The sequence below is a fragment of the Xanthomonas cassavae CFBP 4642 genome (assembly GCF_000454545.1).
Classification (GTDB): Bacteria; Pseudomonadota; Gammaproteobacteria; order Xanthomonadales; family Xanthomonadaceae; genus Xanthomonas; species Xanthomonas cassavae.
Map to the genome: position 1 here is coordinate 1,528,209 of NZ_CM002139.1, position 23,584 is coordinate 1,551,792.

Sequence of the window (23,584 nt, forward strand, 5' to 3'; positions counted from 1 at the left end):
TCAGCGCGCCGAGGCGCGTGGCACGATGGTGTTGGCGATGACTTCGCCGAAGGGGCCGCTCAGCGGTTGCCCGGGCAATTGCTGCCGGCGCGCACGTGGCAGCAGTGGGAAGACCAGTTCGGCAAAGCGATAGGCCTCTTCCAGATGCGGATAGCCGGAGAAGATGAAGGTGTCGATGCCGAGCGCGGCGTATTCCTCGATCCGCTGCACCACTGTCTGCGGACTGCCGACCAGGGCGGTGCCGGCCCCGCCGCGGACCAGGCCGACCCCGGCCCACAGGTTGGGGCTGACCTCCAGATCGGCGCGCGTGCGGCCCTGGCCACGCCCATGCAAGGCTGCCATGCGCCGCTGGCCGACCGAGTCCATGCGCGCGAAGGCGCGCTGTGCGCGCTCCACGGTGTCGTCGTCGAGATGGCGGATCAGCGCATCGGCCGCGGCCCAGGCCTGCGTGTCGGTTTCGCGCACGATGACATGCAGGCGGATGCCGAAGCGCAAGGTGCGCCCGAGTGCCGCAGCCTTGCTGCGGACGGTGGCGATCTTCTGCGCCACCGCGGCCGGCGGCTCGCCCCAGGTGAGGTAGGTGTCCACCTGTTCGGCGGCCAGATCGTGCGCCGCATCGGACGAGCCGCCAAACCACACGGGTGGATACGGCCGTTGCACGGTGGGATACAGCAGTTGCGCCGCCTTCACCTGCAGATGCTTGCCATCGAAGTCGTAGCTCTGGCTGTCGTGGCTGTGGCGGATGATCTCGCGCCAGATCCGGATGAATTCGGCCGAGGCGTCGTAACGGTCGGCGTGATCGAGAAACACGCCATCGCCTTCCAGCTCACCGCGGTCGCCGCCGGTGACCAGATTGACCAGCAGGCGCCCGCCGGAGAGCCGGTCGAAGCTGGCCGCCATGCGCGCGGCCAGTGCGGGCGCCATCAGCCCGGGGCGCAGCGCCACCAGAAACTTCAGTTGGCGCGTGGCATTGATCAGGCTGGACGCGATCACCCACGGGTCTTCGCAGGAGCGCCCGGTGGGAATCAGCACCCCTTCATAGCCCAGCGTGTCCGCCGCTACGGCCACCTGGGTCACGTAGTCGGCACTGACCTGGCGCGCGCCCTCGCTGGTACCCAGATAGCGGCTATCGCCGTGGGTGGGAATGAACCAGAACATCTCCATCGCGATCTCCTTGAGGTGGACTGCCGGGCTCGCGCCGGCGAACCGGATCAGGCAATACGCAGCCGCGCATCGGGGCGCACGCCCAACACACCGGCAGCGCGTTCGGCGGCCAGCACGATGCGCTGGCGCAGCGCCGGAGCGGCCACCTGGTCATCGTGGAAATCGCTTTCGCTGGCATAGATGCCGATCGGCAATGTCAGTGCCTGGAAAAATGCGAACAACGGCCGCAGCTGGTGATCGATCACCAGCGCGTGCCGTTCGCTGCCGCCGGTGGCGGCCAGCAGCACCGGCGTATCGATCAATGCGTGCATGTCGATCAGATCGAACAGATGCTTGAGCAAGCCTGGATACGAACCGCGATACACCGGTGCGACGACCAGTAGCAGGTGTGCCGTTTCGATCTGGCGCAAGGCCTGTTCTGTGGTTGCGTCGACGTCGCTGCGCCATTGCGCTGCGCCCAGCGGCCGCGCGATCTCGCCGAGCTGGAGGATGCTGGGCCTGATGGCCAGGTGCTGTGCCAGCTCGGCCAGGGTGGCCTCGGCCAGGGCCAGGCTGCGCGAAGGGCGCGAGGTGCTGCCGGAGACGGCAACGACATTCAACGGAGTGCGCATGCGAGATTCCTGTAGGGGCGTGTCGAGCTGTCATGCAAACGTCGTGCCATCCAGACATGCTTGCTGTTGCTGCAGCGACATAAAACGCGGAAGCAACGCGCGTCGACGTGTCAGTCACGGGGAATTGCATCTGACTGCATGGCGCGATGCAGTGCAATGGCAAAGCACCATCGGGAATGACATGCGCTCAGCAGATTTGAGAATGAGCTAATGAAATTGCAGAAAACAGCCGGTTTCAAGTGGTTTTCTTCGCGAGTCTCATGGTGTGGCGGGCATGAGCATAGAGCGCGCAGAGATAAGCGCGGCAGAACTGTTTGCAGGGAAGCAATGGATCAACAGATTGTGCGTTTTTCTGGAGCGGTATGTTCAGTTGGGACGGTGTGCATTGCGAATCACGCGAGTGCGGTTGTTCGTTCAATACATGTTGGTGCTCGTGGTGTGGCCGTGCGCGCGGCATCGATGGTGAGACTTTCAAGATTGGGTGCCCGTTCGAATCAACACGCACGGCCGTGCGCAGATCGCCGATATCAGCGTGCTATCGCGCAGATGCACTGCGTTTGCGTGGCGCCATAGATTGCGTCGCCGCGCTGCGTTGGATCAGTCGCGGCGCAATCGCGGTTCTCCCAAGGCACGCAATCGTCGCCGGCGGGGTATGGAGCGCAGAATGGGAATCTGGATATATCGCGCGGGGATAAGCATGGCACGCGATGTGCGTTGTCTGCGATGCGGTGACGCGCATGCGTGCACTGCAGTCGCACTGCGCAATACGCGCATGACAATCGTGAAGGAGATCGGTCGCAAGCAGCTTGCCGGGCAGCACCGTCTTTCCTGAGGTCCATCCCTGATCCTTGCAGGAGTTTCCAATGAGCCATTCGTCCAATGCCGTGCCGCTGACCTTTGCCTACTGGGTTCCCAACGTCAGCGGCGGGCTGGTTGTCAGCACGATCGAGCAGCGCACCGACTGGAGCCTGGAGTACAACGTGCGGCTTGCGCAGGCCGCCGAGCACGCCGGCTTCGATTACGCGCTGACCCAGATCCGTTTTACCGCCGGCTATGGCGCCGAACATCAGCATGAGTCGGTGTCATTCAGTCAGGCCTTGCTGCATGCCACCTCACGCCTGAAGGTATTGGCGGCCATCCTGCCCGGTCCCTGGACACCGGCGGTGGTGGCCAAGCAGATCGCCACCATCGACCACATCAGCAACGGGCGCATCGCGATCAATGTGGTCAGCGGCTGGTTCAAGGGCGAGTTCGTTGCCATCGGCGAGCCGTGGCTGGAACACGACGAACGCTATCGGCGCTCCCGGGAATTCATCCAGGTACTGAAGGGGATCTGGACCCAGGACGCTTTCAGCTTCCATGGCGATTTCTACCGTTTCAACAACTACACCCTCAGCCCCAAGCCGCTGCAGAAGCCGCATCCTGAGATATTTCAAGGAGGCAGTTCGCGCGCGGCGCGCGACAACGCGGCCAGCGTGTCGGACTGGTATTTCACCAATGGCAACACGCCCGAGCAGTTACGCGTGCAGATTCAGGACCTGCAGACCAAGGCGGCCGCCAATGGGCATACCGTTCGCGTGGGCGTCAACGCCTTCGTGATCGCGCGAGAGACCGAGCAGGAGGCCCAGGCGGTGCTGCAGGAAATCATCGCGCATGCGCATGTCGACGCGGTCAAGGCGTTCGCCGATGCCGCGCGGCAGGCCGGCCACGCGTCGCCGGAGGGCGAGGGCAATTGGGCCACTTCCACCTTCGAGGACCTGGTGCAATACAACGACGGTTTCCGCACCAACCTGATCGGCACGCCGCAGCAGATCGCCGAACGCATCCTCGCCCTGCAGGACGTGGGCGTGGATCTGGTGCTGTGCGGCTTCCTGCACTTTATCGAAGAGGTGGAATATTTCGGACGCGAAGTGCTGCCGCGCGTACGCGCGCTGGAGGCGCAGCGCGCGGAGTCGGCGCTGGCCTGATCGGCGCCGCCACGCTGCCGGCTTGAAGCGGCTGACAGCCCGTAGCGGGCAGTGGCCAGTTGGATGTGGACGGCGCGATCGGAACCGGAACGCAAGAGTGGCCCATGCCGCTTCCGAGCGCCGTGCGTGCCTGCCTGGCGGCGGCGCAGTCGCTTGTGAGTCGCGCTTACTCGGCTGCCGGGCCGGTTGGGCCTGCCGTAGCGGCGCCGGGCTCACCGGCAGTGGGCGCGGCGCCGCCCTTGCCATTGGCGCCACCGCCGACAGCTGCACCGCCACCGCCGTTTCCGCCACGTCCTCGGCCGCGGCCGCGTTGGCGGCCCTGGCCTTCGCGCGGACGTCGGGGGGCGTGCGCGGCCGCTGTGGCCGGGGCGGTGACTGCACGTCCCGGGACCTGCACCACACGCAGTTCGTCGGTGTCCAGCTGCAGCGCAGTGAGCTTGCCGCCCCAGACCGCGCCGGTATCGATGGCATGCACGCCCTGGGTAATCGTCAGTCCCAGCGCCGACCAGTGGCCGCAGACGATCTTCAGATCGCGCTCGACCCGGCCCGGGACTTCGAACCATGGGTACAGCCCCTGTGCCTGCGTGCCCGGCGTGCCCTTGTCTTCGGTGGCGATCCGCCCGCGCGGAGTGCAATAGCGCATGCGTGTGAACAGATTGATGATGGCGCGACTGCGTTCGTAGCCGCTCAGGCACGGCGACCAGCCGGGCTGGTCGCCGTACATATTGCGCAGCAGCTTGCGGTAGCCGCCGCCCTGCAATTGCTGCTCGACTTCGCGCGCGTGCTTCTCGGCCATCTGCGTGGTCCACTTCGGTGCCAGCCCGGCATGGATCATCATCCAGCCCAGCGTGCGGTCCACGTGTGCCAGTTTCTGCATGCGCAGCCAGTCCAGCAGCACGTCGCGGTCCTCGGCCAGCACGATGCGCTGCAGGTCCGCATTGACCTTGCGCTGCTCCTCTTCCGAGCGCGCGCCGATCGCCAGCAGCGACAGGTCATGGTTGCCCAGCACCACCACGCTGTGCGCGCGCAGCGAATGCACCAGCCGCAGCGTTTCCAGCGATTGCCCGCCGCGGTTGACCAGGTCGCCGCAGAACCACAGCGTGTCCTGTACCGGGTCGAAATTGATCTTTTCCAGCAATCGCTGGGTAATGTCGTAGCATCCTTGCAGGTCGCCAATTGCCCAGACGCTCATCGCGTGCGCTCCATCAGTCCAGCAGTCATCAGTGCAGCGTCCTGGGTACGCTCAGCACGAAGGCGGCGATCGGGGCGGTGAATTCGGTGCCATCGTCGGCCACCATGTCGTAGTGGCCTTGCATCTGGCCCTGCTCGGTCTCCAGCAGCACGCCGGAGGTGTAAAGAAACGCTTCGCCCGGGCGTAGCCAGGGCTGCTCGCCGACCACGCCTTCGCCATCGACCTGCTCGGTGCGGCCGTTGGCGTCGGTGATGGTCCAGTGGCGGGCGATCAGGCGCGCAGGCACGGCACCGGCGTTGTGGATGCGGATGCTGTAGGCGAAGGCATAGCGGCCTTCTTCCGGGGTCGATTGCTGGGCAAGGAAGCGTGGCGACACCTCGACCTCGACCCGATAGCGTGGATCATCGTACATGCGAAAATTCTAGATAAACCGGTGTGGGAGCGGCGCTCAAGCCAGCTGGACATTGGCCAGCCGGATGAAATCGGCCACCTCGAGTTGTTCGGCGCGGGCGTCCGGACGCACGCCTGCGGCGTCAAAATGCGCGGGTTCGCAGACGGTGGACAAGGCATTGCGCAAGGTCTTGCGACGCTGCCCGAAACCGGCGCGCACCACATCGGCAAAGCGGCGGCGGTCGTTGATCGTCACCGTGGCCGGGTCGCGCGGCACCAGCCGCACCACGGCCGAGTCCACCTTGGGGGGCGGCCGGAACGCGCCCGGCGGCACCACGAACAGCGCGGTGACCTCGCAGTAGGCCTGCAACATCACGCTGAGCCGGCCATACACCTTGCTGCCCGGGCCGGCGGCCATGCGGTCGACCACTTCCTTTTGCAGCATGAAGTGCATGTCGGCCACGGCGCTGGCATGGTCCAGCGCATGGAACAGGATCGGCGAGGAAATGTTGTAGGGCAGGTTGCCGACCAGGCGGATCGGGCGGCCATTGGCCAGCGCGGTGAAGTCCACGCTGAGCACGTCGCGGTGGATGATGCTCAGTTCGCCAATCGGCGCGGCGGTCTCGGTCAACGGGGCGATCAGATCGCGATCGAACTCGATCACGGTCAATGCGCCGTGCCTGCGCAGCAGCGGGAAGGTGATGGCACCCTGGCCGGGGCCGATTTCGACCAGGTGCTGGCCGGCGCGCGGGTCCACCGCCTGGACGATCCGGTCGATGTAATACCGGTCGGCAAGAAAGTGCTGGCCGAGCGACTTCTTGGCCGGTGCGCTGAAGGAAGAATTCATCCGCGCAGTTTAACGGAGCCGGCGGCCGCACGCGGTGCCGGTGCCAGCTGTGCGGCGTGCGGCGAAGGGCTGGTCAGGCCGCGCGCCACCGCTGTGGCGTCGCGCCGCGCGGCTCGCTCAGCCGCGCGCCGCCAGCCGTGCGCACAGCGCGGTTGCCGCCATCAGGCTGGACGGGTCGGCAATGCCGCGCCCAGCCAGTTCCAGCGCGGTGCCATGGTCCACTGCCACGCGGGGGTAGGGCAAGCCCAGGGTGATGTTGACCGCCTGTTCGAAGCCGCTGTACTTGAGCACCGGCAGGCCCTGATCGTGGTACATCGCCACCACCGCATCGAAGCCGCTCAGTTTCTGCGGCAGGAACGCGGTATCTGCCGGCAACGGGCCAATCAGCTGAATGCCTTCGCCGCGTAACTGCTCCAGCAGCGGAATGATGACGTCCAGTTCCTCGCGACCCAGATGGCCGTCCTCGCCCGCATGCGGGTTGAGCCCGAGCACGGCGATACGTGGCGCAGGCAGGCCGAAGTCGCGCTGGAGCGCGGCGTGGGTGATGCGCAGGCACTGCGCCAGCGCTGGGGCGGTAAGCGCATCGGCCACCGCGCGCAACGGCAGATGGGTGGTGACCAGGGCGACGCGCACGATGTGGTTGGCCAGCATCATCACCACCGGGCAGCCAGCCTGCTCGGCCAGCAACTCGGTGGTGCCGGTGTAGGCGATGCCGCCGGCGTTGATGACCGCCTTGTGCACCGGTCCGGTCACGATGCCCTGCAGACGGCCGGCCAGGCAGTCGCCGGCAGCGGTGCGCAGGCCGGCGATCACCGCCGCGGCATTGGCCGGGTCAGGGGTGCCGAAGCGGGTCGGGTTGGCCTGGCGAACCGGGAACAGCGGCAGGTCGCCGGGTGCCCGTGCGGGCTGGTCGGGATCGAGCAGCCGCACAGACAACGACAGCGCCTGCGCGGCGCTGTGCAAGGTATCCGGATCGGCATAGGCGATCAGATCTGCGTCCGAGCGCGGCCGTTGGGCAAGCCGGACGCACAGCTCGGGCCCGATCCCGGCCGGCTCGCCCGGCACCAGCGCGAGCGACGGGACCCGCATGACCTTAGCGCGCCGGCTGTGCCGGCGGCGGGGTCGGTGCAGCGGGCTCTGCAGGCTTGCTCGGTTCGGCGGTGGCATTGCCGTCGGCACGATCGCCGGTGCGGTAGCTCACATAGGCTTCGCCGCGCAGTTCCTGCAGGTAGCGGTTGTATTCCTCTTCCAGCTTGCGGCGGCCGATCGTTTCACGGATCTGGGCACGCTGGTTCTCGGCACTGACGTCGGTCTGGCGGCTGCCGACGCGCTGCACGATATGCCAGCCAGCCTGGGTGCGGAACGGCTCGGACACCCCGCCGTCGGCCAGGCTCTCGACCTGCTTGCCGAAATCAGGGCCGAAGGCGTCGGCCGGGAACCAGCCCAGATCGCCACCCTGCCCACGGCTATTGGTGTCTTCGGACGCTTCCTTGGCGGTTGCCTGGAAATCGGCGCCGCCGACGATGCGCGCGCGCAGCGTGTCGATCTTGGCCTTGGCCTGGGCTTCGGTCTGGTTGTCGCCAATGCGGATCAGGATGTGCCGGGCGTTGTACTCGGTGACCATCTTCTTTTCGCCGCCGGCATTGGCGTCGCGCATTTCCACCAGCTTGAGCAACTGGAAACCGCTGGGGCCACGCAGCGGGCCTGCAACCTGGCCGGGCTGCATGTCGCGGATCAGCTGGGCGAAGGCATTGGGAATTTCGTCCAGGCTGCGCCAGCCCAGGTCGCCGCCTTCCAATGCATTGGGGCTGTCCGAATAACGCACCGCCGCGGCCGAGAAATCCAGCTCGCCCTTGTCGATCAAGGCCTTGATCCCGTCGACCTTCTTCTGGCCGGTGGCGATCTGGTCGGCGGTTGCACCTTCCGGCAGGCCCACCAGGATATGCGCCAGATGATACTGGCTACCGGTGGTGGCCTGCTGGGCCAGCGCGGTATCCACTTCCCCTTCGCTCACGCTGATACGACTCTGCGCAAAGCTCTGACGCAGGCGCTGGACGATGATTTCATCGCGCACCGAGGCGCGGAAATCGCCGTAGGCCATGCCGTCGGCGGCCAGCTTCTGACGCAGACCATCCACGCTGGTGCCGTTCTGCTGGGCAATGCTGGCGATGGCGCGGTTGAGCTCCTCGTCGCTGACGCGGATACCGCTGCTGTCGGCACGGCCGACCTGCAATTTGACCAGGACCAGGCGCTCGAGCACCTGCCGCTGCAGGACATCGTCCGGCGGCAGCTGGTTTTCGCGACCGGCGTACTGCGACTTGACGTTGCGCACAGCGCGATCGAGCTCGCTCTGCAGCACCACGTCCTCGTCCACGATAGCGGCGATACGATCCAGCGGCTGGGATTGCTGCGCCGATGCCAGCGGCGAGACCGTGCTGGTGATCACCAGCAACGAGGCAAGAACAACGGAGAAAGGCTTGGTCATGGAATCAGGTTCGGATCGTAATCGTCCGGATTGGTCGTGGTGTTGCTGGGCGGGACCAGGTACAGGTCGTCACGGTAATAGCCGAGAATAGCACGGCGCAACGTGCGGTCCGTGTTCTGGCCAAACGAGCTCAAGCCCTTCAGCACGAACTCGAACTGGATGGAGTTGTCCATCTCGCCATCGCGGTTGCGGACGAACCGGCGCACCAGCGCGCGCACAGCCAGGCAGCAGCTGTCCCATTGCACGCCGCCGATGATTTCCAGCGGTTTGCGATCCAGCAGCGAGTAGTAGTAACGGCCGACCGCACTCCAGGTGGGGTTGATCGGGTACAGGAAAGAGAAGTCGGCCTGCTTGAGCTGGTCGTTGTTACTGATCAGATCGCGACGATAGCGGTAGGCCAGATTGATGATGCCGTCGTTGCCCAGCAGGTAGCGTGTACGCAGGCTGGCCAGATCTTCCTTGCGCGAGTTCGGGTTCCACTGGTAGGTGGCGCCCATCGACCAACGGTCGTTGATCATGTAGTTCGCGTCGGCCACCCAGGCGGACTTGCCCTGTTCGATAGGCTGCTCGCTGTTGGCGGTGGAGCTGTTGATTGTGACCAGCGAATCGTTGAAGTACAGGATCTGGCCTGCGCTCAGCGACAACTTTTCGCGCCCATCCTCCTGGCGAAGCCAGCGCGAGGTAACGGCCAAGGTCAGCTGATTGGCGTCGTTCTGACGGTCGGCACCGGTGTAACGGCTGTCCCGGAACAATTGTCCGTAGCTGAAGGTGAACGGACGGGTGTCGAACACCGGCAGGTCATCCTGGTCCCGATACGGCACGTACAGGTAGTACATGCGCGGTTCCAGCGTATTGAGATAGTTGGTCCCAAATACCGAGGTTTCGCGATCGAAATACAGGCCGGCATCCAGCGAGGCGATCGGCAGGCTGCGCGTGGGTGTTCGGTCGCCGGTCAGCGGTGCGGTATTGGCGATGGTCGAATCCAGCTGGTAGGCGGTGTAGCGCCATGCCACGGTGGGCGTTATAAACCAGGCCGCGCCCGACAATGGCATCGAGAGATAGGGTTTGACGTCCAGGCGCGAGCCGCTGCCATAATCCTGGTTGCGGATATTGGTGCGGACGTATTCGTCACCGTTGTTATCGTTGTTGCCGTCGTTGTTCGGGATGAAATTGACTTGATACGAGTCGTCATGCGTAAACCGCACGGCCTCGGCATACACGCCCGCCTCGAACAGGCCGAACGGCTTTTCCCAGGTGAAGTACGCACGCGGCTGCCGGTTGTACGGCAGGGCCCGTTCGTCCAGGGTGTAGTCGGTCAGCTGCCAGCGGTCGGCCATCAGGCCGGCAGTCCAGGTCTCGCCGGTGCCATAGATACCAATGGTGCTTTGCAGACTGGACGCCGAGCCCATGCCGTTCAGGCGGCTGGTGAAGTCTTCCACATAGCGGGTGTCGCTGACCCACGAAATGCTGCTGCGCGCCTGCCAGTGACTGTTGACGTTGTGGTAGCCACTATAGAAAACGCTGCCACGGTCCTTGTCGCGCAATTTATCGTTGGGCAGGTAGTTGCCAGTGATCTCGCCACGACCGCCGTCGTACAGATAGCGGAACTCGGTGCCGAACATGAAACCGCGCTTGCTCATGTAGCGCGGCAGCAGGGTGGCATCGTAGTTCGGCGCCAGATTCAGGTAGATCGGCTGCAGGTAATCGAAGCCGTTACGGCCGGACAGGCCGAATTGCGGAAACAGCAAGCCGGTCTGGCGGCGGTCGTCGATGGGGAACTTGAACCACGGGAAGTACAGCACCGGCACCTTGCCGATCTGCAGCACCGCATTGCGTGCAGTGCCGAAGCCCTCTTCGTTGTCGACGTCGATTTCCGGCGCACGCACGCGCCAGATCGGCTGCGAGGGATCGCAGGTGGTATAGGTCGAGCGATGCATCTGGCCGACCTGGCCCTGCAGGTCCACCGATTCGGCCCCGCCGTTGCCGCGCCGGTCCACCAGCTGGTACTGGATGTTGGTGACCTTGTGGCTGTCGGTGTCCTGATTGCCCTCGGCGCGATCGGCGACCATGCGGAAGGAGGTGTCCTGGTAGCGGACGTTGCCTTCGGCGATGTAGTTGCCGGTTTCGGTGTCCATGCGCAGGCTGTCTGCGCCCAGGAACTGGTCGCCGCGCTTGAGCGCGACATTGCCCTGGTACTGCGGGGTGGTGCTGGTGCCGGACAGCTGGTCGCCTTCGATGTCGGTCGGCAGCTGCTGGCGCATCTCGGCGGTTTTGGGGTCGGCGGCAGGAGCGCCGTCGAAGCCGGGCAGCGGGTCCACAGCCGGGCACAATCCCCAGTTCAACGGCTTGTCGGCAGCCATGGCCGGGAGGCAGATGGCGATGCCCAAGGGCAGGGGCAGCAGGCGGAGAGCTCGGCGCACGCGTGGTTCAACCAATAAAATGGCGCCTAGCTTGCCGTATACCCCGCATAGGGGCAATGAAGAGCACCGGCGTGGAGCGGGCGAGGTTCATCGCCGGCAAGGGCGTCTGCCGCGCCGCCGGCGGTCAGCGCAGCGCGGCGACGTGGGCCAAGCTGCTTTCGCGCAATGCCTGCAGGTCGTAGCCGCCTTCCAGCATGGACACCACGCGCCCGCGCGCATGCCGGTCGGCCAGGGTGCGCAGGGCGGCGGTCAGCCAGCCAAAGTCATCGTCGTCCAGCATCAGGTCGGCCAGCGGGTCGCGCAGATGGGCATCGAAGCCGGCCGAGATCAGGATCAGTTGCGGACGGAACGCATCGATCAGCGGCAGCATCTCGTCTTCCCAGACATTGCGGAAGCGCAACCCGTCGCTACCCGGCGGCAGCAGCAGATTGTGGACATTGCCGACGCCACGTTCGTGGACGCTGCCCGAATGGGGGTATAGCCCGGACTGGTGGGTGCTGAGGTACTGCACGGCGGGGTCGCGTTCGAAGATCGCCTGGGTGCCGTTGCCGTGGTGCACGTCGAAATCGACGATGGTGATGCGTTCCAGGCCATGCCGGTCGCGGGCGTGGGCCGCAGCCACGGCGATGTTGTTGAACAGGCAAAAGCCCATCGACACCTGCGCGGTAGCGTGGTGACCCGGTGGGCGGACCGCGCAGAAGGCGGTGCGGCTGAGGTCCTGCATCACCGCATCCACCGCCGCGATGCCAGCGCCGGCCGCGCGCAGGGCGGCCGCGCGCGAGGCCGGCACCATCCGCGTGTCCACGTCCAGCTGGCGATAGCCGGTGAAGGCCGTTTCCAGGACGGCATCGACCTGCTCGCGCTCGTGCACGCGGCACAGGTCGCCGAGCTTGGCCAGCGGCGCCTCGCGCCAGTCCAGGTCGGGGAAGGCGGCGCGCAACGCATCGACCACCGCTTCCAGGCGGGCAGGACTCTCGGGGTGCTCAGGGCCGGCGTCGTGGCCGAGGCAGGCGGGGTGGGTAAAGACCAGCATGGGGCAACTCTAGCCTGTCCGCGGCGCCGGGCACACGCTCAAGCGCGACGGCGGTCGTGCCGCCACAGCACTTCCTGCTGGCCATCGACACGGGCCAATACCCGCGCCAGCACGAACAGCAGGTCGGACAAGCGATTGAGGTAACCGATCGCCTCGCTGCGCACGGTGTCCTGGCGCGACAGGGCGACGGTTTCGCGCTCGGCCCGGCGCACGATGGTACGGGCCAGATGGCAGCGTGCGGCCGCCTCGCCACCGGCCGGCAGGATGAATTCCTGCAGCGGCGGCAAGCTGTCGTTGAACTGGTCCAGCTGCTGCTCCAGGGCCTGGATGTCGGCCGCCGTGATCGCGGCATGCCCGGGAATGCACAGTTCACCGCCCAGATCGAACAACTGGTGCTGCACGGTGGTCAGCAGTTCGGCGATCGCAGCCGGGACACCGGGCGCCGCCAGCAGCACGCCAATGGCCGAATTGGCTTCGTCCACGGTGCCGTAAGCATTGACGCGCAAGGCGTCCTTGCCGGTACGGCTGCCATCGCCCAGACCGGTGCTGCCGTCGTCGCCAGTGCGGGTATAGATACGAGAAAGACGGTTGCCCATGACGTCAGCCGGCATGGGTCTGGCGCGGCGGGGCAACCAGCCGCTCTGCCACGACCTGGACGAGCGCCGCCGCGGCCACGTACAGCGCAGCGCTGCGCAGGTACGGCCCCAGCCAATCGGTGTAGTTCTGGAGCCAGCCGGCCACGGTGGGCTCGCTCACGCTGGCGCTGATCCAGTAGAAGCTGCCCTGGGCGATCAGCTGGCACAGCGCCACGGCGATCAGCAGGGCAGGAACCAGCCAGGCCAGCGCGCTCCAGTGTGCGCCGTGATAGTGCCGACGCAGCCAGACGCCGCCGGCCCATAGCGCGAAGTACGCCGGGATCAGGCACCAGTACGCCGGCGACACGCAGTAGTGCTGCCAGAAGCTCATGCCCTGCCCGGTGATCACCAGCCAGTCCACCGCGACCGCCAGCCCCATCAACAGTGGAAATGCCAGGCGGGTGCGCGCGGCCAGATGGAATCCGCCGATGAAGAACACCGCCCACGACGCATCCGGCACCAGGGCAAAGTGATTGATCCGCGTGGCCGCCATCAGCACGGCCAGCAGGCTCAGGATCCAGGTGTCGTGCGAGCGAGGCGTCATGTGCGAGAAGGGCCGGGGTGCAGATCGTGGAGTGTAGCGTGGAAGCCGGCGTGCCCGCGCCACGGTCTGGCGGCACGGAGCCAAGTCGCGGGAAGGCTGGCGCCCGCTGCGGCGACAGACGCGCAGGCAAGCGCGGCAAGATGTCCCAGGCGGTGGCGCCACTGCGCCGCGGGCGAGGGCTTATCATGGCCGGATGACACACCCACATGACGTTCTGATCGTTGGCGGCGGCCTGGTCGGCTCCAGCCTGGCGATCGCACTGGACCGCCTTGGCCTGGATGTCGGGCTGGTGGAGGCCACCCCGGCCGGCGCGCCGCCGGCGGTGTTCGACCAACGCAACCTGAGCTTTGCCGCGGCCACCGTCAACGCGCTCGGCGTGCTGGGGGTGATGGCCAAACTGCGTAGCCCGCCCGGCCCGATCCGACGCATCCATGTCAGCCGTGCCGGCGATTTCGGTCGCGTGCGGCTGGACGCCGCCGACTACGGGCGCGACAGCTTCGGCCAGGTGGTGGTGGCGCGCGACTTCGGCGACGCCTTGCAGGCACGTCTGGACGAAACGACCGGCGTACGCCGCTACCGCCCGGCGCGCTGCATCGGTGTGGAGCCGGTACAGGACGGCATGCGCGCGGTGCGCCTGGCAACCGCCGATGGCGAACAGTGCGTCCTGGCCAGGCTGGTGGTCGGCGCCGACGGCAGCCACAGCGCGGTGCGCGAGCTGCTGCACATCGGTAGCGACGCGCAGGATTTCCTGCAGACCCTGTTCGTGGCGCGCGTGCGCGCCTCACGGCCGCCGGACGGCACTGCCTGGGAACGCTTCGGCGAACATGGGCCAACCGCGCTGCTGCCGCGCGGCGACCGCCACTACGGCGCCATCCATTGCGTGGCGCGTGCCGACGCCGAGGCGGTGGCCGCTCTCGATGACGCCGGGTGGCTGGCACGGCTGCAGCGCGCGGCCGGGTGGCGCGCCGGGCGCTTTGTCGCCAGCGGCGAGCGCAGCGCGTATCCATTGGTGCAGGTGCTGGCGAACGACCTGATCGCCGAGCGCGTGGTGGTGCTGGGCAATGCAGCGCAGACGCTGCATCCGATCGGCGCGCAGGGGTTCAATCTCGGATTGCGCGATGCGCTGACACTGGCCGAGTTGATCGAACACGATCGCAGCGACGCCGGCGCCGGTGGGTTGCTGGCCGAGTATCTGGCGCGCCGTCGCGTCGACCGCGAACAGACCATCGCGTTTTCCAGTGGTCTGGCGCGCATTACCGGCAATCCAGCGCCGTTGCTGCGGCCGCTGCGCAGCCTGGGGTTGCTGGCGACCTCGCAGGCCGCGCCGCTGCAATCGATGCTGGTCGGCGGTGCGATGGGCTTCCGCGGCGACGTGCCGCAGCTGTGCAGGGGGATTGCATGAGCCGGCGCCCCGCACGCGATGCGGTGATCGTCGGCGGCGGCGTGGTCGGTGCGGCCTGCGCGCTGGCACTGGCCGACGCCGGCTTGAACGTGGCGCTGGTGGAAGGGCGCGAGCCTGCACGTTGGCAGGCCGAGCAGCCCGATCTGCGTGTTTATGCGTTCGCCGCCGATAACGCCGCGTTGCTGGACAGTCTTGGCGTATGGAGCGCAGTGCGCGCAGCGCGCGCGCAGCCCTATCGATGCATGCGGGTATGGGATGCCGGCGGTGGTGGCGAGCTGGGGTTTGATGCCGATACGCTGGGACGCGAACAGCTGGGCTGGATCGTCGAGCACGCGCTGCTGGTGGATCGCCTGTGGACCGCCGTGCACACGGCGGGAATCGATGTGCACTGCCCGGCACGGGTGGTCGAACTGGAGCAGGACGCCGGCAGCGTACGGCTGCGCCTGGACGATGGCAGCCGGCTGGAGGCAGCGATTGCCATCGCCGCCGACGGCGCATCCTCCACGCTGCGCGAGTTGACCGGGTTTCCGGTCTCGCGGCATGCCTATGCGCAGCGTGGCGTGGTCGCCTTCGTCGAGACCGAACAGCCGCACCAGTCCACGGCCTGGCAGCGCTTTCTGACCACCGGGCCGCTGGCATTGCTGCCGTTTGTCGATGGCCGCAGCTCGATCGTGTGGACCCTGCCCGATGCCGAGGCCGAGCGCGTGCTCGCAGTGGACGAGCTGGCGTTTTCGCGCGAACTCACCCAGGCCTTCGGCAAGCGCCTGGGCGAGGTGCGCGTGGTCTCTGCACGCGCTGCATTCCCGCTGCAGCGGCAGCTGGTGGAGCGCTACGTCAGTGGCCGCGTCCTGACCCTGGGCGATGCCGCGCATGTGGTGCATCCTCTGGCCGGCCAGGGTGTCAACCTGGGCCTGCGCGATGTCGCTGCGTTGCGCGATGCAGTGCGCGCGGCCCTCGCCAAACGTGCCGACTGGGCAGCGCCGCACCGCCTGCAGCGCTGGGCGCGCACCCGGCGTAGCGAGAACACCGTTGCCGCCTACGGCTTCGATGCAATCAACCGCGTGTTTTCCAACGATGACATGCACCTGACCCTGCTGCGCGGGTCCGTGCTTGGCCTGGCCGGCAGGCTTCCGCCGCTGGTGGATCTGTTATGGAAGCGCGCATCCGGTAGCGCGTAACCAAGCCCGCGTTTGCCGGGCTGTGCGTGGGGCACGTGCGGTCGCGTTGTTCTATGTCCCAAAGCTTATAGCGAAGGCAGCATCTTCCCTACAACGAATGCTGCCGGCCTAGCTACAGTCGATCCATGACCTCGCATACGCACCCGCCCAAGCCCACCGTGCTGCTGCTCTGTGGCTTGCTGTGCGACGCCACCATCTGGCAATCGCAGCACGAAGGGCTGGGTGATCTGGCCGACGTGCAGGTGCTGGATTTCGCCGGTTTCGACAGCATCGCGCAGATGGCCGCCCATGCGCTGACCCTGGCGCCGCCGCGGTTCGCACTGGCCGGGCATTCGATGGGCGGGCGGGTTGCATTGGAGATCATGCGCCAGGCGCCCGAGCGGGTCACCCAGCTGGCCTTGCTCGACACCGGTACCGCGCCGCGCCGCGAGGGCGAACGCGAGGAGCGCCAGGCACTGGTGGACCTGGCCCAGACCCAGGGGATGCAGGCGCTTGCGCTGACCTGGCTGCCGCCGATGCTGCACTCGGCGCGCGTTGCCGATGCCAGGCTCATGGAACGCCTGGTCGCGATGGTGCGGCGGCAAAACGCCCAGAGCTTCGCCGGCCAGGTCACTGCCTTGCTGGAGCGTCCGGATGCCGCGCCGGTGCTGGCGCAGATCCACTGTCCCACCTTGCTGGGCGTTGGACGCCAGGACGCCTGGAGCCCGTTGGCGAGGCATCAGGACATGGCGCGGCAGATACCGGGTGCCCGCTTGGTGGTGTTCGAAGACAGCGGGCACATGGCGCCGTTGGAGGCGCCGGTCGCGGTGACTGCAGCGTTGCGCGACTGGTTGCAGGCCGCGTGAGCGGTGTCGTGCCTGGACTCGCATCGAGGCTGTGGCCTCGCCATCAACGCTGCGCGGTGTGTGAAACATGCAAGGAGGCTGCATGCACGACGACACATCGATCATCATTGCCTGCGAGCAGCTGATCCGGCGGTTCGCGCTCTACAACGATCGGCATGACCACGACGGTCTCGCGGCCTTGTTCACGCTCGATGGCGTGTTCGCGCGCCCCAGCGCACCCGATGCGCCGGTGCATGGGCGCGAGGCAATCCTGCAGGCGTTTCGCGCACGTCCACCGCGCACCACCTGCAACCTGATGCTCAATATCCTGGTCACCATCCAATCGCCGACGCTGGCGCACGCGCACAGCAACGTGCTGCTCTACACCGCCAGCGAAACCTCTGCAGCGCCGCCATGGGCCGCGCAGTCGCCGGCCTTGCTTGGCGGTTTCGATGATGTGCTGGTTTTTGATCAGCAACGCTGGCTGTTCAAGCAGCGGCTTGGATCGTTGCTGCTGCAGATCGGCACCTGAACCGACACCGATAGATTGCAACAAGCGGTGCAGCCTTCTTTGCGTGCAGCGCTGTCGTCCCGCTTTCTCCCCCACGCCGCGCCCGCTGTCATCCATCCTTCCGCATTGGAGAGTCGCCTAGTGGAACGCGCCCGTTTACCCGCTCATTGTTGTTCGGTGTTGCTGCGCGCGGTGTCGCGTCGGCGACGGTGCTGGATTGTCGGCGCCACCCTCGCCACGCTCGCCGCGGTGCTGCCGGGCATGGCGATGGCGCAGGCCGTGCCGGAAACGGCGGCGGTGCCGCAAGGTATCAACCTGGGGGCCACCAGTTTCATGGACGGGTTTGGCTCGTTGACGCCTGGCTGGACCGTCATCGAATACCTGCGCCATTCCCACTTCAATTCGATCAGCAATGCGAGCGGCGATGACTCGCCGGCCTTCCGCGATCCAGTGGTCGATGTCGATGTGGCGTTGACGCAGCTGATCTATGTCACGCCTTACACCTGGAAAAGCGCGTCGTTGAGCTTCAGTGCCATCGTACCGCTGGTCAACTACGACACTTCCTTCGCCGCGGACAGTCCCGTGCGGCTGAGCAGCAACGGGTTCGGCATGGGCGATATTTCATTCGGGCCCGCGCTGCAGTTTCCACCGGTGATGCGCAACGGCCGTGTGTTGTTCTTTCAGCGGTTCGCAATCGATGCCTTTGCGCCGGTTGGCAAGTTCGATCGCGATACCGCGATCAACCAGAGCACCGGGTTCTGGTCGGTCTCGCCGCACTGGGCATTTACCGTGCAACCCAGCGACAATTGGGAAGTCAGTGCGCGCCTGAATTACCTGTACAACTTCCGGACCAGCCGTGCCGGCGGCGTGCCGCCCATTCCGGGCTTCCGTTTCCGCAACGGGTAGGCCGGCGACGTGCTCTGGCTCAACGCCGCCTCGTCATTGAAGCTCAACGAGCAATGGCGGGTGGGTCTGAGCGGCTACTACCTGCAGCAACTGAAGGACAACCGCACCAACGATCAGCGCGTGCCGGACAGCAAGCGCAGGCAGTTCTATATCGGGCCGGGCCTGTCATGGCGCGTGGACGAAAAGAACCTGCTCAACTTCAATGTCTATGTGCCAATCGATGTGGAAAATTCGGTTGCCGGCAACAACGTCAACCTGATGTTCTTGCATTCGTTATAGGGATCCCTGCCTGTCATCGATTAGCGCGTGGTGCGCTTCAGCAGTGTCGCGTGGGTGGCCGGAGGCTGGCGCCAAGGCCGTCCCGATTAAATCCCCATGCTGTGCCGTTGGGTATGGGCGTGCTCGCGGAACAGTAGCTCTGCGCGTGCGCCATCGCGTTGTTCGATCGCCGAGACGATCGCCCCATGTTGCCGGTGCCCGTAATACAGATCGTTGTAGGCCACGGTGGCCGAGCGCAGGCCGAAGACCACATGGGCCGGGCTGACGAACGGCACCATCGTGCAGCGGTCCACGGTCTCGGTGAGGATCGGCTTGTTGGCCGCAATCACGATGGTCCGATGGAAACGGGCGTTCATTGCGGCATAGGTCTGCTCGTCGCCGGCATCGAGGCTGCGCTTGGCGAACAGCCGGTCGCCTTCGCCAAGACAGGCATGCAGGGTGGCGAGCACCTCGGCCGAGGCCCCCTGTTCGGCCACCGTGCGCGCTGCCAGGCCTTCCATCAGGGCGCGTACGGCCAGGGCGTCCAGGCTCTCCTGCTGGCTGAAGCGGCGTACCGCGTAGCCACGGTTGCCCGTCTGCGCCAGCAGCCCTTCCTGGCACAACGCGGGCAGTGCCTGGCGGATGGGCGTGCGCGAAATGGCCAGACGTTCGGCCAGCGCCGCCTCGGTGATGCGTTCGCCCGGGGCAAACGTGCCGCACAGGATCAATTCGCGTAACTGCTGAACCGCTTGCAATCGGTGGTTGTTCGCCATTGGCTCCATTCTCTCGCGCCGTACCGCAGCGCATGTTCTTCCCAGAGGGAAAACTCGCAATCACCTGTATAAAGACCTTGCGGATGAGCGCGCTTGGTGGCAATTTGGATCCCAAGGATACCGTTTTGGCGGTCTGGAGTCGTTGGTCGTCCTCGTTGGGATCCATTGCAATGGATCCCGGCCCAATCTAAAGACGTGCACTCAGCTGGTTGGCCGAGGTACGTCGCAGGAGCGCAGCATGGCAAGCATCATCGGCGGCATCGGGACTTCGCACGTTCCCACCATCGGGGTGGCCTACGACAAGGGCAAGCAGCAGGATCCGATATGGAAGCCGCTGTTTGACGGCTACACGCCGGTCGCTGCCTGGCTTGCGGAACAGCGGGCCGACGTGTTGGTCTTCTTTTACAACGACCACTGCACCACGTTCTTCTTCGATCTGTACCCCACCTTCGCCCTTGGCGTGGGTGAGCGCTTTCCGGTGGCCGACGAGGGCGCCGGGTTGCGCAACCTGCCGCCGATCCGTGGCGATGTCCAGCTGCAGGCGCATATCGCCGAATGCCTGGTCAACGACCAGTTCGATCTGACTGTCTTTCAGGACAAGCCGATCGACCATGGCTGCGCGGCGCCGCTGCCGTTGCCGCACGTGCCGGACTGGCCGGGCACGGTGGTGCCGATCGCGATCAACGTGCTGCAGTACCCGCTGCCGACCGCGCGTCGTTGCTATCGCCTGGGCCAGGCCGTGCGCCGGGCGATCGAATCCTATCCGCAGGATCTCAGGGTGGTGGTGGTCGGTACCGGTGGCCTGTCGCATCAGATCCACGGCGAACGCACCGGTTTCAACAACACCGAGTGGGACATGGAATTCCTGGATCGCTTCCAGCATGCCCCGGAAACGCTGACCGATCTCACCCACACCGACTATGTGCGCCTGGGCGGGGCCGAAAGCGTGGAGCAGATCATGTGGCTGGCCATGCGCGGCGCGCTGGATGGGCCGATCCGCAAACTGCACCAGAACTACTATCTGATGACGACCACCGCGATGACCGTGGTGCTGTACGAGCCTGGCATCGAGTCCGCCGATGCGCCGCGCTCGGCCGAGCTGCTGGCACGTACCGCCAACGCGGCATGAGGAGAGACAGATGAATCCGCAAGTACACGGGATGGAGAAGATCGACGGCACCTACGTGTTCGATCTGCGCACCAGCAACCGCGCGCTGCGCCTCAATCGCTTTTTCTGGCACATGATCCGGGCCCCATGGCGCGACCGCTTCCTGCAGGATGCGGAAACCCTGATGCAGGAAGCCGAACTCACCGAGCACGAAAAGGATTTGATCCGGGCGCGCGACTGGCTCGGCCTGGTGCAGTATGGCGCCAATTTCTTTGTGATCGAAAAGGTCGCCCGCGTGGTGCGCATGACCAATCTCCAGGTCTACGCCATCATGCGCGGCGAATCCTTCGAAGCATTCATGCAGACGCGGCGGGTTCCCGAGGCGCGCTGAGCTGCGCGCCCTGGCTGTCGGCCCGGGCGCCGTATTCCCGATTTCCCAACGTAAGGCCCACCCCCATGACCATGTCCTCCGTGTTCTTCGAACACCGCATCAAGGTCCGGCATCTACGTGTCATCGAGGCGCTGGACCGGCAGAAAAGCCTGCTCCGCGCCTCGCGCGTCTTGAACGTCACCCAACCCGCGCTCACGCGCGCCTTGCAGGAGATCGAGGAGATCGTCGGCGCACCCCTGTTCGAACGCCATTCGCGTGGCGTGCGGCCCAATGCAATGGGCGAAGTGCTGGTGCAGACCGCGCACGTGGTGCTGGGACAGCTGCGCCGTGCGCAGGACACCTTCGAAGGCCTGCTGCAGGACGATGCACTCACGATCACCGTGGGCGCGCTGCCAGTGGCGGCGAGCGGCTTGCTGCCTGCAGTGCTGGCCGCCCTCTACCGCGCCGAACCCACGCTGCGCGTGCGCCTGCTGCATGGACGCACCGATGAGCTGTTGCCCAAGCTGGCGGGTAATGAAGTCGACCTGGTGGTAGGGCGGCTCTATCCGCTGGCCCGCTACGACGCCTTGATCCGCAAGGTGTTGTACCAGGATCCGATTGCGCTAGTGGCGCGTAGCGATCACCCGCTGTTTGCCAATGGCCCGGTGCGGATTGCCGAGGCGGCAGCCTACCGGCAGGTGCTGCCGACGCTGAGCCAGCACGTGGAGCGTGACGTGGCGCAGGTCATGCGCGAGCACGGTCTGGCCACCCGCGACCAGCTGCGCTCCAGCTCGGCCAGTTTTACCCGCGAGATCCTGCTCGGCACCGATAGCATCGCAGTGATGCCGAGCATGATGGTGGCCGGCGACATCGCGCGTGGCGAGCTGCGTGCGTTCCAACTGCAGCAGCCCTCGCAGGCGCGCGCAGGCGGGGTCATCTACCGCGACAGCAGCGCCATCCACAAGCCCGGTGTGCGCCTGCTGATGCGTGAGCTGGAGCACCAGCTTGCGCTAATGGCCGAGCAGGGCGCGGTGTGGGTAGACAACCAGATTGGCGAAGACGACATCTTGCTGGATGCGTCGGCGTAAGCGGCGGCAGCGCTGTGTGCGCGAGTCAAACGCTGCTTCCTGGCTGGGATGGCGAGGAGTCGAACATCGCATGGGCTGCCTGCGGTTCGGCCCTCGGAGCAGCCCGTCGCGGTGTCCCCGAGAATAACACTCCTGCACGGTGGCGGCGTCTTGCGTAAGGGCGCCGTCGTTCCACGACCGTGATGGCCGCCTGCAAAGCGGGGCTTAAGCGTCTCTCGCCAGCGCATCCTTCAGGCGCGCTTTCTGCAGTTTGCCGGTGGCCGTGCGTGGCAGTGCCTCGACCACCCGCAGGTGCTTGGGCACCTTGTACTTGGCCAGGCGCTCGATCAGATAGCTGCGAATCTGCTCAAGATCCGGTGCCTTATCGGCCGGCACGATCGCCAGGTAGCCCACCTCTCCCCATTGCGGGTCGGTCATGCCGACCACGGCGCATTCGCGGATCTGCGGGTGATCGACCAGTACCGCTTCGATCTCGGCGGGGTACACATTCTCGCCGCCGGAAATGAACATGTCCTTCTTGCGGTCGACGACCCAGAAGAAGCCATCGGCATCGCGCTTGACGATATCGCCGGTGCGGAACCAGCCTTGCGTATCGCGCATCTCGGCGGTCGCCTGCGGGTCGCGCCAATAACCGGGGCTGAGATTGGGGCCGCGCAGCAACAGCTCGCCCGGCATGCCTGGCAGACAATCGTTGCCGCCGCCATCCACGATCCGCGTTTGCACCGCCGGCGATGCAATGCCCGCTGCACCGAGTTTGCTGCGGATCACCTCGCAGTCCACCGACATGCCGAACACCGTGCCGGCTTCGCTCATGCCGAAGCCGCAGACCATCGGGATGCCATCTTCCAGCCAGCCCAGCAGATCGTCGCTGGCATGGGGCGTGCCACCGCTGACCAGCGCGGTGAGGTGACGCAACGTGGCAGGATCGAAGCCGGGCTGGGTGCGGAACGCCTGCATCATCTGCGGCACGCCGACATAGTGGGTGATGCCCAGCGAGGGATTGCCTAGCCAGCCCAGGGTGCGTCTGGGCTCGAAGCCGCTGGAAACCTGGATCGAGCCGCCTACCGCGAGCGCCGGGCGCACATTGGTGGCCAGACCAATGATGTGGAACATCGGCGCCTCGCACAAAAAACTACTTTCCGCGTCCACGCGCGTGGTGACGCCGAAATTGTGCGCTACCTGCTGCAGGTTCTGTTCGCTCAGCATCACGCCCTTCGGCTGGCCGGAGGTGCCCGAGGTAAACAGGATCAGACTGACGCGTTCGGGCGGAATACGCGGCGTCTCGGCAGGCGCGAGCGCGCGGGCGCTGTCGATGAAGGCGGACACTGTCTCCATCTGCGCGCGTCCGGCGGCGACGTCGTCGCCCAGCAGCAGGTGTGGTTCTGCACGTTGCAGCAGGGCGTCCAGCTCGCTGGCGCTCAGCCGCCAGTTGAGCGGAACATAGATCGCGCCTACCCGTGCACAGGCGAAGTGCAGTGCCACCTGCCAGACCGAGTTGCGCGCAATGACCGCGAGCCGTTCGCCGTCGACGCAGCCGCGTGTCTGCAGCAAGGCGGACAGGCGGCCGATCAGGTCGTCCAGTTCGGCATACGTCCACGCCCGCTCCAGCAACAGGTCGCGGGCGGCGAGCCGTCGTGGCGTGAGGCGTGCATGGAACGAGATCGAGTCGGTCGGCATGGTCATGGCTCTGACTTCCGAAAGCGAATAGAGAGTGACGGTGGTGGGTGCGACGCTGACGGCAGAAGGTTCGGTCGCACGATTCGAAGGCGGCGGTTCCTGCGATGTGTCGCAGTCGCTCGGCAGCAGATCCAGACCGGCGCGCTGCACATCGCAATGCTTCGCATCGAACTTGCGTGCACGCGCCGGCAGCGCGGTCGA

The 23,584-nt window shown here is 66.0% G+C and carries 21 protein-coding genes, 1 other RNA gene and 1 pseudogene; 9 read left to right on the forward strand and 14 right to left on the reverse strand.

Going from position 1 to position 23,584, the window contains the following annotated elements; all coding sequences use genetic code 11:
* Positions 1 to 1,164 (reverse strand): FMNH2-dependent alkanesulfonate monooxygenase, encoded by a 1,164-nt coding sequence (gene ssuD, locus XCSCFBP4642_RS0106690; RefSeq protein WP_029219127.1) that lies wholly within the window; start codon positions 1,162 to 1,164, stop codon positions 1 to 3.
* Between the two features lie 47 nt (positions 1,165 to 1,211).
* Positions 1,212 to 1,775, reverse strand: a complete 564-nt coding sequence (gene msuE / locus XCSCFBP4642_RS0106695; RefSeq protein WP_029219128.1) for an FMN reductase — start codon at positions 1,773 to 1,775, stop codon at positions 1,212 to 1,214.
* 863 nt (positions 1,776 to 2,638) lie between these two features.
* On the opposite strand from msuE, the gene sfnG reads away from it, so the two are divergent.
* Positions 2,639 to 3,742: a dimethylsulfone monooxygenase SfnG gene (gene sfnG / locus XCSCFBP4642_RS0106700; RefSeq protein WP_029219129.1), complete on the forward strand. Its 1,104-nt coding sequence runs from the start codon at positions 2,639 to 2,641 to the stop codon at positions 3,740 to 3,742.
* Between the two features lie 29 nt (positions 3,743 to 3,771).
* Here the strand turns inward: sfnG and XCSCFBP4642_RS26575 are convergent.
* The 10 genes from XCSCFBP4642_RS26575 to XCSCFBP4642_RS0106745 all read right to left on the reverse strand — a co-directional run bounded on the left by XCSCFBP4642_RS26575 (position 3,772) and on the right by XCSCFBP4642_RS0106745 (position 13,288).
* A non-coding RNA gene (locus tag XCSCFBP4642_RS26575) (sX9 sRNA) lies at positions 3,772 to 3,848 on the reverse strand.
* A gap of 60 nt (positions 3,849 to 3,908) precedes the next feature.
* The gene (locus XCSCFBP4642_RS0106705) at positions 3,909 to 4,934 is read right to left on the reverse strand and encodes a symmetrical bis(5'-nucleosyl)-tetraphosphatase (protein ID WP_029219130.1); all 1,026 of its coding nucleotides are present in this window, start codon (positions 4,932 to 4,934) and stop codon (positions 3,909 to 3,911) included.
* Positions 4,935 to 4,962: 28 nt separating this feature from the next.
* Positions 4,963 to 5,346 carry a Co2+/Mg2+ efflux protein ApaG gene (apaG, locus tag XCSCFBP4642_RS0106710; RefSeq protein WP_029219131.1) on the reverse strand — a complete coding sequence of 128 codons (384 nt, stop codon included), beginning with the start codon at positions 5,344 to 5,346 and terminating at the stop codon, positions 4,963 to 4,965.
* A 36-nt stretch (positions 5,347 to 5,382) separates the two neighbouring features.
* The gene (gene rsmA, locus XCSCFBP4642_RS0106715) at positions 5,383 to 6,171 is read right to left on the reverse strand and encodes a 16S rRNA (adenine(1518)-N(6)/adenine(1519)-N(6))-dimethyltransferase RsmA (RefSeq protein WP_029219132.1); all 789 of its coding nucleotides are present in this window, start codon (positions 6,169 to 6,171) and stop codon (positions 5,383 to 5,385) included.
* A gap of 117 nt (positions 6,172 to 6,288) precedes the next feature.
* Entirely contained in the window at positions 6,289 to 7,260 is a 972-nt protein-coding gene (gene pdxA / locus XCSCFBP4642_RS0106720; protein WP_029219133.1) for a 4-hydroxythreonine-4-phosphate dehydrogenase PdxA, read from the reverse strand.
* A 4-nt stretch (positions 7,261 to 7,264) separates the two neighbouring features.
* The gene (locus XCSCFBP4642_RS0106725) at positions 7,265 to 8,656 is read right to left on the reverse strand and encodes a peptidylprolyl isomerase (RefSeq protein ID WP_029219134.1); all 1,392 of its coding nucleotides are present in this window, start codon (positions 8,654 to 8,656) and stop codon (positions 7,265 to 7,267) included.
* On the reverse strand, positions 8,653 to 11,076 hold the full coding sequence (gene lptD, locus XCSCFBP4642_RS0106730) for an LPS-assembly protein LptD (protein ID WP_033898108.1): 2,424 nt from the start codon (positions 11,074 to 11,076) through the stop codon (positions 8,653 to 8,655). Before lptD ends, XCSCFBP4642_RS0106725 begins: the two co-directional genes overlap by 4 nt.
* A gap of 124 nt (positions 11,077 to 11,200) precedes the next feature.
* Positions 11,201 to 12,109, reverse strand: a complete 909-nt coding sequence (locus XCSCFBP4642_RS0106735; protein WP_029219136.1) for a histone deacetylase family protein — start codon at positions 12,107 to 12,109, stop codon at positions 11,201 to 11,203.
* Positions 12,110 to 12,147: 38 nt separating this feature from the next.
* Complete coding sequence (locus XCSCFBP4642_RS0106740; RefSeq protein WP_029219137.1) at positions 12,148 to 12,705, reverse strand: cob(I)yrinic acid a,c-diamide adenosyltransferase; 558 nt, start codon at positions 12,703 to 12,705, stop codon at positions 12,148 to 12,150.
* 4 nt (positions 12,706 to 12,709) lie between these two features.
* Positions 12,710 to 13,288: a hypothetical protein gene (locus XCSCFBP4642_RS0106745; protein WP_029219138.1), complete on the reverse strand. Its 579-nt coding sequence runs from the start codon at positions 13,286 to 13,288 to the stop codon at positions 12,710 to 12,712.
* Positions 13,289 to 13,481: 193 nt separating this feature from the next.
* Between XCSCFBP4642_RS0106745 and ubiH the strand changes: the two genes are divergently transcribed.
* The 5 genes and pseudogenes from ubiH (at position 13,482) to XCSCFBP4642_RS24230 (ending at position 18,388) form a co-directional block, all read left to right on the forward strand.
* Positions 13,482 to 14,690 carry a 2-octaprenyl-6-methoxyphenyl hydroxylase gene (ubiH, locus tag XCSCFBP4642_RS0106750; RefSeq protein ID WP_029219139.1) on the forward strand — a complete coding sequence of 403 codons (1,209 nt, stop codon included), beginning with the start codon at positions 13,482 to 13,484 and terminating at the stop codon, positions 14,688 to 14,690.
* Positions 14,687 to 15,868, forward strand: coding sequence for a UbiH/UbiF family hydroxylase (locus XCSCFBP4642_RS0106755; protein WP_029219140.1), 1,182 nt, complete (start codon positions 14,687 to 14,689; stop codon positions 15,866 to 15,868). The genes ubiH and XCSCFBP4642_RS0106755 overlap by 4 nt, the downstream gene beginning before the upstream one ends.
* Positions 15,869 to 15,993: 125 nt before the next feature.
* A complete protein-coding gene (locus XCSCFBP4642_RS0106760) occupies positions 15,994 to 16,713 on the forward strand; it encodes an alpha/beta fold hydrolase (protein ID WP_029219141.1) in 720 nt (239 codons plus the stop codon).
* A gap of 82 nt (positions 16,714 to 16,795) precedes the next feature.
* Positions 16,796 to 17,224, forward strand: coding sequence for a nuclear transport factor 2 family protein (locus XCSCFBP4642_RS0106765; protein ID WP_029219142.1), 429 nt, complete (start codon positions 16,796 to 16,798; stop codon positions 17,222 to 17,224).
* 120 nt (positions 17,225 to 17,344) lie between these two features.
* Positions 17,345 to 18,388 (forward strand): annotated as a pseudogene (locus tag XCSCFBP4642_RS24230) (SphA family protein).
* A gap of 86 nt (positions 18,389 to 18,474) precedes the next feature.
* Here XCSCFBP4642_RS24230 and XCSCFBP4642_RS0106775 read toward each other — a convergent pair.
* Entirely contained in the window at positions 18,475 to 19,149 is a 675-nt protein-coding gene (locus XCSCFBP4642_RS0106775; protein WP_029219143.1) for a GntR family transcriptional regulator, read from the reverse strand.
* Between the two features lie 229 nt (positions 19,150 to 19,378).
* On the opposite strand from XCSCFBP4642_RS0106775, the gene XCSCFBP4642_RS0106780 reads away from it, so the two are divergent.
* From XCSCFBP4642_RS0106780 to XCSCFBP4642_RS0106790, 3 genes are all read left to right on the forward strand, one after another.
* Positions 19,379 to 20,269, forward strand: coding sequence for a gallate dioxygenase (locus tag XCSCFBP4642_RS0106780; RefSeq protein ID WP_029219144.1), 891 nt, complete (start codon positions 19,379 to 19,381; stop codon positions 20,267 to 20,269).
* A gap of 10 nt (positions 20,270 to 20,279) precedes the next feature.
* A complete protein-coding gene (locus XCSCFBP4642_RS0106785) occupies positions 20,280 to 20,639 on the forward strand; it encodes a protocatechuate 3,4-dioxygenase (protein WP_029219145.1) in 360 nt (119 codons plus the stop codon).
* Between the two features lie 65 nt (positions 20,640 to 20,704).
* Positions 20,705 to 21,706, forward strand: a complete 1,002-nt coding sequence (locus XCSCFBP4642_RS0106790; RefSeq protein WP_029219146.1) for a LysR substrate-binding domain-containing protein — start codon at positions 20,705 to 20,707, stop codon at positions 21,704 to 21,706.
* A 204-nt stretch (positions 21,707 to 21,910) separates the two neighbouring features.
* Here XCSCFBP4642_RS0106790 and XCSCFBP4642_RS0106795 read toward each other — a convergent pair whose 3' ends face one another.
* Positions 21,911 to 23,389, reverse strand: coding sequence for an AMP-binding protein (locus tag XCSCFBP4642_RS0106795; RefSeq protein ID WP_029219147.1), 1,479 nt, complete (start codon positions 23,387 to 23,389; stop codon positions 21,911 to 21,913).
* Between the last annotated feature and the right edge of the window lie 195 nt (positions 23,390 to 23,584).